The organism is Providencia sp. PROV033, assembly GCF_028484855.1.
Taxonomy (GTDB): Bacteria; Pseudomonadota; Gammaproteobacteria; order Enterobacterales; family Enterobacteriaceae; genus Providencia; species Providencia alcalifaciens.
Window position 1 is genome coordinate 24,528 of sequence record NZ_JAMPSW010000016.1, and the last position, 11,161, is coordinate 35,688.

Sequence of the window (11,161 nt, forward strand, 5' to 3'; positions counted from 1 at the left end):
TTATGGCAACCGTCTACACCTTAATGAGTTGGTTACTTTTTTTCCTCTATTGGTTAATTGTTGCAGGGGTGACCATACGTATCCTTGTGACACGTCGCCCCGTCACTTCAGCGATGACATGGTTACTGATCATTTATATCCTGCCGTTGGTTGGTATCATCGCCTACGCAGCATTTGGTGAGCTTCATTTAGGTCGACGTCGCATCGATAAAGCCCATCAAATGTGGCCATCGGTTGCCACTTGGTTAGAAAACTTGCGTCTCTCCAAGCATATCTTTGCCACCGATAATAGCCCCGTTGCAGAGCCATTATTTCAGCTGTGTGAAAAGCGCCAAGGCATTGCTGGCGTTAAAGGTAATCGCATTCAATTACTGACCACCAGCGAAGATTCGTTACGTGCAATAGCTAACGATATTAACAATGCTCAGCATACGATCGAAATGGTGTTTTATATCTGGCAACCTGGCGGGTTAGTGGATGAAGTCACTGAAGCATTACTCAATGCCGCGAAGCGTGGTGTTAAATGCCGTATTATGGTGGACTCTGCAGGCAGCTGGCATTTTTTCCGCAGCGATTATCCGGATAAAATGCGGGCTGCTGGCATTCAATTTGTCGAATCCCTGAAAGTTAACCTAATGCGTTTTTTCCTGCGTCGAATGGACTTACGTCAACACCGCAAAATTGTGGTCATTGATAACTATATTTCCTACACCGGCAGTATGAATATGGTCGACCCTCGTTACTTTAAACAAGATGCAGGCGTTGGTGAATGGGTCGATATTTTAGTGCGCATGGAAGGTCCTGTCAGTACCACATTAGGGATTGTGTATGCCTTTGACTGGGAAATGGAAACAGGGCAACGAATTTTACCTCCGCCACCCGATACCAATATCATGCCATTTGAGCAAGATAATGGTCACACTACCCAAATGATTGCGTCAGGTCCCGGTTTTCCTGAAGAGTTAATACAGCAATCATTGATGACCGCCATGTTCTCGGCACGTAAACAGTTGATCATGACAACGCCGTATTTTGTGCCAAGTGATGACTTACTGCATGCGATTTGTACCGCTGCCATGCGCGGAGTTGATGTCAGTATCATCATGCCACGTCACAATGATTCTTTCTTAGTTCGCTGGGCTAGTCGTTCTTTCTATACAGAATTATTGGAAGCGGGCGTGAAGATCTACCAGTTTGAAGATGGATTACTGCATACCAAAAGTGTCTGTGTCGATGGCGAGCTAAGTTTAGTGGGATCAGTCAACTTAGATATGCGCAGTTTATGGCTGAACTTTGAAATTACTGTGGTCATTGACGATAAAAGTTTTGGTAGCGATCTCACGCTGGTTCAGTATGATTACATGGCTCGCTCCACACGTTTAGATATTGAAGAATGGGAACAACGCCCATTCTGGAATCGTGTCATTGAGCGCCTATGCTACTTCTTTAGCCCACTATTATAGTTTGATGCTTATATAGTATTGACCGTTAGGAAAACGTCATGAGTCAAAATTCAAATATTAACCTAATCGATGAAGATGAAATCATTGAAATTGCCTATGACCTTTTCCTTGAAGGCGCAATGGAGAATTTAGAGCCTGCGGATCAAGTTATTTTCGCATTACAGTTTGAAGACTGCGGGGCTGCTGAAATTGTTCCGTTTAGCCAAGATTGGCATATTCTGGCGACTCAAGGGCTCCCTTTAACGCAAATGAGCGAAATCGTGATTGGGCTGGCTAAAAATCCTGAAGATGACATTGATGATATTTTTGCACGAATTCTGATCAGTCGAAATCCAAAACACCCTTTCCAACATATTGAGTGGAAAAAATAACGGGTAAACAGGGGGAATATTCCCCCTGTTTTATTCTGCCAAATCCAACTGCAAATTATACTTCTTCATATAGTGACGTAAGTTATTGCGAATATAATCGCTCTTATCTACTGGGTATTTTTCCCATGCTGCGCAGATAAAGGCTTCAACACCGTCTGCAAATTGCGATGATCGAGCAACAGATTGAATTGCCGTTAACGCAACTTCGCTATTGTCGGACACCATATACTCAAAATACTTAGACACCTTCTGACTGAAATTTGTATCATGAGACGCTGCATATAATGCGTTTACCACGACACTGCATTCTGTATGTTGGAATAAATGTTCGAAGTTCTCGACCTTCACAGCCTGTAACTCTTTAAGGATATATCCCACAAATCGCACGGTATCAACATGTTGGGTCTCTGCTAATCTCACTAATATTGTCGATTTAAATTTAGCTAAATTCCCTTTTTGGTACCAAAAAATCAACTGTAAACCGAGATTAATACGCGCTGGCTCGTGACTTTCAATCGCCTTCATTAAATAATCAGATGATACCGTGGCTGAGTATTTCGCTAACACTTCCAATGCCTTAGTCTGATAAATCCTGCATGCATCTATATTCAGGATTGCCGTCAGTTGTTCAATACCTTCTTCTGATAATGCGGGTAACTTTTTCAGCCCTTCTAACGCCGCTAATTTATTTTTTTCATCACCGCTAAGGGTAAATAAGTCAAATAAATAAACCTCATTGCCCCCCATTCGGTGCCCAAACCAGCCAGTATCGTATTGTTGAATAACCTCATCTAACCAGCGCTCATACCAATCAAGAAAATGATTTTCATATACGAAAAAATACGCGGTTGGAGAATCGCACCAATCATGGGTATAGATTAATCGTCCAGCATGTTCGCCAGTGACCACCAACAGAATGTCATAAGTACAACCGCAAGTTCCCAGATAAAATAGCCCTTGATGAAGTAAACTTTCTCGTGAATCATACTCTTCGTCAGTGCAATCATCCGCCATTTGGCTCAATGTTTGCCACTCTTCATCGCTCATCGTTGGGCTAAGTACCGAAGGCAACGCAACTGAGTCATAGCGACTCTCGCTGTCCTCAAAGCGTTCAATGCCATAATACGGTCCTGCACCGCCATTACCTAACTGAGTCATAAATGCCACATACTCATGTGGTAATTGTACCGCCATCCTATGCTGCCACTGCTCTATCCGCTTAATATCTAAGGGTGAATTGAGCTGATAATTGTGGCTATCTGCACCGAACAATGCCTCATCTATATCAACTTGTTGGGCGAGAGGGAGTTTTTGTTTGATACGTTGAATTTGATCATCCGCATAGCGCTGATTAATGTTCTGCCATGTTTGTTGTAATTGTTGTAACGGCGGCGAAAGGTGGTTCATTAAGCGTCAATATCCTATAGATTGCATCGTATTGATTTTAATATCATATATAACACATTATTTTAAGAGACAACGATGATTGAAAACTCTGAAAATTGTCCTCCATAAAAAAGGCTCCGCTTTATTCATCTAAAGGGAGCCTTGAAAACGTGGATATCACCAATTATAGAGGATCAATTTTCAAGCATGATACCGCATGCTTAAAGCTCCCTTCTAATAATGGACGTGTTTTCGCACATTCTGCATCAGCACTTGGGCAACGAGTTCTAAATACACAGCCCGACGGTGGATTAATCGGTGAAGGTAACTCTCCATCAAGTAGCTCAATTTGCTTGTTTTTTTCCTTATCAGGATCAGGAACGGGTACCGCTGACATCAATGCACGCGTATAAGGATGCAGTGGGTTGTTATACACCTCGTCATACGTCCCCAATTCCACAGCATGCCCTAAATACATCACCAAAACTCGGTCTGAAATATGCTTAACTACCGCCAAATCGTGAGCGATAAAGATCAATGAGAGTTTCATTTCTCGCTGAAGTTCTTGCAGTAAGTTAACCACCTGCGCTTGAATTGACACATCCAATGCAGATACGGGCTCATCACAAATAACCAGTTTAGGTTCTAATATCAGTGCGCGCGCAATACCGATTCGCTGACATTGCCCACCGGAAAACTCATGAGGGTAACGGTTAATCAGGTTTGGTAATAACCCTACCCGCATCATCATTTTCTTCACTTTTTCAGTGATTTCAGCCTGTGACATCTTAGGATGATACGTTTTTAATGGCTCCGCAATAATATCTCCGATAGTCATCCGTGGGTTAAGGGATGCCAACGGATCTTGAAATATCATCTGAATATCGCTGCGTACATTGCGCCATTGCTTATCGTTAATGGTCAGCAAATTTTGCCCAAGCCATGTTACGGTGCCGCTAGTGGATTTTACTAAGCCGATCAGAGCACGAGCGAAAGTCGATTTACCACAACCAGATTCGCCAACAACACCAAGGGTTTCCCCTTCATACAAACGTAATGTCACGCCATCGACGGCCTTTAAGCTTTTATCGGGTTGCCAAAACCACTGTTGTTTATCCCTGATGGAAAAATGCACTTTGAGATCGTTCACTTCCAACAGCACCTGCCTATTTTCTTGGTTGGTCATACTAATTCCTCCACAGGCTTAAAGCAGGCACGCAAACGAGATTGGGCAAAACTGGATAATCGAGGCTCTTCCTCTACACAGTGTTGATTCGCATATTGGCAACGCGGTGAGAATGGACAGCCTTTCGGTAAGCGTAAAAGATTTGGTGGATTGCCCGGAATGGTTGCCAAGTTATCATCATCACCGTCTAAGCGAGGCACGGCGGCTAATAAACCGAGTGAATATGGATGGGAGGGTTGGTAGAAAATATCCCGAGCGCTGCCATATTCCATGGTACGCCCTGCGTACATCACCAAAACCTTATCACACACACCCGCGACAACACCCAAATCGTGAGTGATTAAAATGATCGCCGTATCAAATTCCTGTTTTAGCTCATTCAGTAATGTCATGATTTGCGCTTGTACAGTTACATCCAATGCAGTGGTTGGCTCATCAGCAATGAGCAGTTTTGGCTGGCACAAAAGTGCCATCGCAATCATCACGCGCTGGCGCATACCACCTGAAAATTCATGTGGATACATATTCATACGTTTACGCGCTTCAGGCATTTTTACGGCATCGAGCATACGAACTGACTCTTCAAATGCCCCTTTTTTACTCAGTCCCTTATGTAACATTAAGACTTCAGAAAGCTGAGTACCAATCTTCAAATAAGGATTAAGCGATGTCATTGGGTCTTGGAAGATCATTGAAATCTCTTCCGCACGCAGGCGATTAAGCTCTTTTTCCTTGAGATTTAAAATCTCACGACCATTAAACATGGCTGAGCCACCCACTCGACCATTTTTTGCCAGTAACCCCATGAGTGCGAACGCTGTCTGCGATTTACCTGAACCAGATTCACCCACAATACCCAGCGTTTCTCCCGCACTCAATTCAAAGTTGAGTTTGTTAACCGCTGTCACATTCCCATCTTGGGTTGCGAATGTGACGTTCAAATCATGCACCGATAATAAAGGGCTTCTGCGTGTTGAGTTTTCCATAATAAGCCCCTTAGCGATCTTTCGGGTCGAGGGCATCACGTAAGCCATCGCCGATAAAGTTAAAACAAAACAGCGTGATAACTAAGAATCCAGCAGGGATCAACAGCAACCACGGTGTTACTTCCATTGAGTTTGCCCCATCACTGAGCAAGGCTCCCCAACTACTGAGTGGCTCTTGAGTTCCTAAACCAAGGAAACTTAAGAAGGACTCAAACAAAATCATACTTGGTACGAGCAAAGAAGCATAAACCACAACCACGCCCAATACGTTGGGGACGATATGGCGAAGAATAATATGCCTCGTACTCACTCCACACACTAGCGCTGCCTCAATAAATTCTTTGCGCTTTAATCCCAATGTTTGTCCGCGAACGATACGCGCCATATCCAGCCATGACACCATACCAATTGCGACGAAAATCAGCAGGATATTGGTACCAAATAAGGTGACCAACAAAATAACGAAGAACATAAATGGGAAGGAGTTTAAAATTTCCAATAAGCGCATCATGATGGAGTCGACTTTACCACCCACATAACCCGCTAACGACCCATACAATGTTCCCACGACAACCGCCACCAATGCCGCTGCAACGCCGACCATCAATGAAATTCGTCCACCAATTGCCACACGTACAAGTAAATCACGACCTGAAGCATCCGTTCCGAAATAATGCCCTGTAGCCCAATCGGGTGCTGTGGACATCATCTCCCAATCCGTATCGTCATACAGAAATGGCGATAACATAGGGGCAAAAATCACAAACAAGGTGATACAAAATAGGACACATAAGCTGACAATCGCCGCACGGTTATGCATAAAACGCCGTCTTGCATCTTGCCAGAGGCTGCGCCCTTCAATATCCAGTTGCTCAGAAAAATTTTCCAGAGCTTCACTATTTTTGTTGTTTAATAACATAGTGTTTCTCCGGCTTAGTAACGAATTTTCGGGTCGATGACAGCGTATAACACATCGACAATGGCATTAAAGGCAATGGTTAAAACCCCAACTAAAATAGTCAAGCTGAGCACCAACGAGTAATCACGATTTAAAGCCCCATTCACAAATAGCTGGCCAATACCAGGTAAACCGAAAATGGTTTCAATGACCATTGAACCTGTGATTATCCCGACAAAAGCCGGTCCCATATAAGAAAGCACAGGCAACAACGCCGGTTTTAAGGCATGGCGGAAAATAATGGTACGCAGTGGTAACCCTTTTGCGCGCGCAGTACGAATAAAGTTTGAATGCATGATTTCAATCATCGAACCACGAGTAATACGTGAAATACTGGCAATATATGCCAAAGAGAGCGCCACCATTGGCAATATCATATGTGTCACATTACCGCCATCCCAACCCCCACCGGGGAGCCATTTCAAATGAATGGCAAAAATCAGCACCAAAAGAGGTGCCACAACGAAGCTTGGGATGACAACCCCCGTCATGGCGAATCCCATGACTGTAAAGTCCCATTTAGTATTTTGATTTAAAGCCGCAATGACCCCCGCTGTAATACCAAATAGCACCGCAACCACAAACGCCGTTGCGCCGAGTTTTGCAGATACAGGAAAGGCTTTCGCGACTAGCTCATTCACACTGTAGTCTTTGTACTTAAAGGAAGGACCGAAATCCCCTTGTGAAAGTTGGATTAAATAATTGAAGTATTGCTTATACATGGGATCATTCAGGTGATATTTCGCCTCAATATTCGCCATAACTTCAGGAGGTAATTTTCGCTCACCCGTAAACGGACTTCCTGGCGCGAGTCGCATCATGAAAAATGAGATGGTAATGAGAATAAATAAAGTCGGAATTGCTTCAAGCAAACGACGTAAAATAAATTTAAACATTGCCCTTTCCTACTTCTGTTGCCATTTAGGCTAATGGCTGGCTCACGCGGAGCCAGCCTGTTGTAATTAGTGTTTGATGATATACAGATCTTTAGTATGTAAGTTATCTAATGGATCTTTACCCGTATATCCACCCACATACGGTTTCACTAATCGGGTGTTAACATAATAGTAGAGAGGGACTATCGCAGAATCTTTGTCAACAATCTGTTCTGCTTGTTTGTATAAATCAGCACGCTCGTCATCTGTTTTTACTTGAAGCGTCTTTTTCATCGCGGCATCAAAATCTTTGTTTTTATAATGTACGGTGTTATTACTGCTGTAAGAAAGCAGCATATTTAAGAAGGATGACGGTTCGTTATAGTCTGCACACCAACCTGCGCGTGCGACATCATAAGCACCTTGGTGACGGCTATCTAAGAAAGTTTTCCACTCTTGGTTTTCGAGTTTAACCTCTGCACCAATATTTTTCTTCCACATGGATGATGCGGCAATAGCAATGCGTTTATGTAAATCTGATGTGTTATATAACAAGTTAAATTTCAATGGGTTTGACTTATTATAACCCGCTTCTTCAAGCAACTGTTTCGCCTTTTCATTACGCTGTTCTTGCGTCATGTTAGTGTACCAATCTGGTTTTTCAGCTTTCATACCATTGGTAAATGGTGGTGTAAAACCATAGGCAGGAATATCTCCCATTCCCTTGATTTTATTAGCGATAGTATCTCTGTCCATTGACAGTTTTAATGCTTCTCTAACGCGAGGATCATTAAATGGCGGTTTCTCATTATTAATTTCGTAATAGTAAGTACATAAATATGGACTTACACGCAAATCCTTCTGCATTGTTTGTTGAATGTTTTTAAATTGTTCGATAGGTAAATTGGTATACGTCATATCAATTTCGCCGCTACGATAACGGTTTACGTCCGTAACTTCCGATGAAATTGGTAAGAAGGTGACTTGGTCGATGACTGTATGTGCATTATCCCAATAGGTTGGACTACGCTCTAAAACAATACGTTCGTTAACGGTCCAATCTTTCAATTTATAGGCTCCGTTACCCACAAAATTACCCGGTTGAGTCCATTTAGCCCCAAATTTTTCAACGACTTTTTTATTCACTGGCGACATTGATGAGTGAGAAAGTAATTTAGGAATATACGGTACGGCTTCGCTTAATGTTAGCACCAACGTTTTATCATCTAACGCTTTAACGCCTAATTCTTCTGGTTTTTTCTTGCCGGCAATAACATCATCCACATTCTGTACGTGGGCATATTGCAGATAGCTAGCGTAAGGAGACGCGGTGTCTGGATCTGCGAGTCGGCGCCAGCTATAAACAAAATCCTCAGCCGTGACAGGGTCACCATTTGACCATTTAGCGCCATCGCGAATTTTAAAGGTCCACTCTTTGAAATCTTTATTTTCCCAGCTAATCGCGGAGCCAGGTAATGTTTCCCCTTCAGGCCCAACAATCGTAATCCCTTCCAATAGGTCCCTTGCTAAATGGGATTCAGGCACCCCTTCAATTTTGTGCGGGTCAAGGGATTGTGGCTCGGAGCCATTATTACGTACGATAACTTGTTTATCGGCTAGCTCCACGCCAGCAGGAACAACTGCGGCATAACTTGTCGCCATCGTCCCTGCCATTAACCCAGCAGCAACGCTTAAAGCAACAAAGGTCTTATTCAGTAATTTGCTCATTATTTTGGTTACTCCCATACTCTTGTTTTGGTTGTGTTGTTGATGCATCCGATTACTGAGTCAGTAAACAGTTATTTTGTTTATTACAGAATTATTGATTAGTAGAATTTATATATAACCGCTTAACATCCATATGATCAAGAGGGTCTCCTCCTTTAAATCCTCCAATTGTGGGCTTGATCATTCTTGCACTCACGCGGTAATAAACGGGAACCAGCGCAGAGTCTTTGTCTAGCAAAGACTCTGCTTGTTGATAAATTTTTTGACGAGATTGGTCATCTGGTGCAGTCAAAGCCTCTAATAGCAATTGATCATAAGCTTTGTTTTTGTATGCAGCCGTATTGTTACTGTTATCCGACAGTAATGAATTCAAAAATGCAGAAGGCTCGTTGTAATCAGCACACCATGTTGCTCTAGCAACTTCATAGTTTCCTTCATGGCGGTTTTGTAAGCTGGTTTTCCATTCTTGGTTTTGCAATGTGACTTGAGCACCAATATTTTTTTGCCACATCGATGCGGCAACAATAGCTTGCTGCTTATTTTGATCTGATGTGTTGTACAGTAGAGTAAATTTAAGGGGATTTTTCGCCGTGTATCCAGCCTCAGCGAGCAGGTCTTTGGCTCGTTGGTAACGCTGTTCCGCCGAAAGTTTCGCCCATTCAGGTATGGCGAAATGACCATTATGAATAAATGTCGGTGTAAACCCATAAGCGACGACCTGTCCTTGGTCGATGATTTTATTTGTGATCGTTTCTCTGTCTAAACCTAATTTAATCGCTTCACGCACTCGTGGGTCGGTAAAGGGAGCTTTCTGGTTATTAATTTCATAGTAAAACGTACACAGATATGGACGAACATACAGCTCGTTAGGTTTCTCTGCCTTCATTTTTTTAAACAACGTAGGCGGAATGGCAGAGTTACTAATGTCGATTTCACCGCTGCGATAGCGGTTGTTATCACTGACTTCAGACGTGATAGCTAAAAAAGTAGCTTGGTCAATCTGCGTTTTTGCATTATTCCAATACAGTGGATTACGCTTAAGAATAATTCGCTCATTGACTGTCCATTCATCCAAAATGTATGCCCCATTTCCAATAAAGAAACCGGGTTGTGTCCATTTATCACCATATTTTTCAATTGCTTTACGGTTAACCGGTTTCATTGAGGTATGTGAAAGCATATCGATAAAGTAAGGGACTGGATGGCTGAGTGTTACCTGCAAATGTTTATCATCAATAGCTTTAACACCCAATGATTCTTTCGGTTTCAGCCCTTTTAAAATCGCTTCTGAGTTTTCGATATAAGCATTTTGTAAATAACTGGAATAAGGTGACCCCGTTTTCGGGTCCGCTAGTCGCTGCCAGCTATATACAAAATCCTCTGCGACAACAGGTGTTCCATCACTCCATTTGGCATCATCGCGTATAGTGAATGTCCATACGGTGTAATTTTCATTCTGCCAACTGCTCGCCATACCAGGAACCGCTTTACCTTCAATATCCTCGTAAACCAGCCCTTCTAACAAATTAAGAATAATATTACCTTCCGGCACCCCTTCAACTTTATGAGGATCAAGAGAAGCAACTTCAGAACCATTGTTTATGGTAATCGTTTGTGGTGATTTATTTGAGGTAGGTAACGCTTGAGCAAAAACAGTAGATGAGATAATGAGACAAGAAAGTAAACAGTGTCTGGATGTTAATTTCATCGTTGCGCCTTCTCCATTTCATAATTAAATTTTCAACATTAAGTCGAATGGTGTTTTTTTAGCCTTTCGTTATTGACTCATAAAGGCTTTTAGCCATTGTTTGCTAATAACTTTTTTACTTTAACCTCCCAAAAACGCCCTTACTGACTTTAATTTATACAAAAGGCATATAAAAAAAAGCCGCAAAAAATCACATACACTTAACATTTCGAGCATTAAATCATCATCAGAATAACTGAAATGTACGTAGCAATAAAAATAAAACAATAAAAACAATTAGATAAAAAAACACCTTAAATAATACTTAAGACCTGCAATGACAATAATCCAAACATATCATTAACAATCTCTAATGAGAATAGTGAATAAATTTACGCAGCTCACATTTCCTTACTTTTTATTCCTATATTTGCAAAAAGTGCGACACATAATCACATTTTATATTTATCGTGCAGAGGAACTATTTCGAACATCTTGAGTAACTCAAAAAAATTAAATGC

General features: G+C 42.1%; 9 protein-coding genes. 2 read left to right on the forward strand and 7 right to left on the reverse strand.

Going from position 1 to position 11,161, the window contains the following annotated elements; all coding sequences use genetic code 11:
- Positions 1-2: 2 nt before the first annotated feature.
- Positions 3-1,463, forward strand: coding sequence for a cardiolipin synthase (cls, locus tag PSF16_RS04585; RefSeq protein WP_006658730.1), 1,461 nt, complete (start codon positions 3-5; stop codon positions 1,461-1,463).
- 38 nt (positions 1,464-1,501) lie between these two features.
- On the forward strand, positions 1,502-1,834 hold the full coding sequence (locus tag PSF16_RS04590; protein ID WP_006658731.1) for an HI1450 family dsDNA-mimic protein: 333 nt from the start codon (positions 1,502-1,504) through the stop codon (positions 1,832-1,834).
- A gap of 30 nt (positions 1,835-1,864) precedes the next feature.
- On the opposite strand, the gene PSF16_RS04595 is transcribed toward PSF16_RS04590, so the two are convergent.
- The 7 genes from PSF16_RS04595 to PSF16_RS04625 all read right to left on the reverse strand — a co-directional run bounded on the left by PSF16_RS04595 (position 1,865) and on the right by PSF16_RS04625 (position 10,661).
- Positions 1,865-3,241 (reverse strand): SMI1/KNR4 family protein, encoded by a 1,377-nt coding sequence (locus PSF16_RS04595; RefSeq protein ID WP_272688844.1) that lies wholly within the window; start codon positions 3,239-3,241, stop codon positions 1,865-1,867.
- 163 nt (positions 3,242-3,404) lie between these two features.
- Positions 3,405-4,406 (reverse strand): murein tripeptide/oligopeptide ABC transporter ATP binding protein OppF, encoded by a 1,002-nt coding sequence (gene oppF, locus PSF16_RS04600; protein WP_272688845.1) that lies wholly within the window; start codon positions 4,404-4,406, stop codon positions 3,405-3,407.
- A complete protein-coding gene (locus PSF16_RS04605) occupies positions 4,403-5,392 on the reverse strand; it encodes an ABC transporter ATP-binding protein (RefSeq protein WP_272688846.1) in 990 nt (329 codons plus the stop codon). The genes oppF and PSF16_RS04605 overlap by 4 nt, the downstream gene beginning before the upstream one ends.
- A 10-nt stretch (positions 5,393-5,402) precedes the next feature.
- The gene (gene oppC, locus PSF16_RS04610; RefSeq protein ID WP_006658736.1) at positions 5,403-6,311 is read right to left on the reverse strand and encodes an oligopeptide ABC transporter permease OppC; all 909 of its coding nucleotides are present in this window, start codon (positions 6,309-6,311) and stop codon (positions 5,403-5,405) included.
- Between the two features lie 14 nt (positions 6,312-6,325).
- On the reverse strand, positions 6,326-7,246 hold the full coding sequence (gene oppB / locus PSF16_RS04615; RefSeq protein ID WP_006658738.1) for an oligopeptide ABC transporter permease OppB: 921 nt from the start codon (positions 7,244-7,246) through the stop codon (positions 6,326-6,328).
- 66 nt (positions 7,247-7,312) lie between these two features.
- Positions 7,313-8,953: an oligopeptide ABC transporter substrate-binding protein OppA gene (gene oppA, locus PSF16_RS04620; protein WP_272688847.1), complete on the reverse strand. Its 1,641-nt coding sequence runs from the start codon at positions 8,951-8,953 to the stop codon at positions 7,313-7,315.
- Positions 8,954-9,044: 91 nt separating this feature from the next.
- On the reverse strand, positions 9,045-10,661 hold the full coding sequence (locus PSF16_RS04625) for an ABC transporter substrate-binding protein (RefSeq protein WP_006661679.1): 1,617 nt from the start codon (positions 10,659-10,661) through the stop codon (positions 9,045-9,047).
- Positions 10,662-11,161 lie beyond the last annotated feature (500 nt).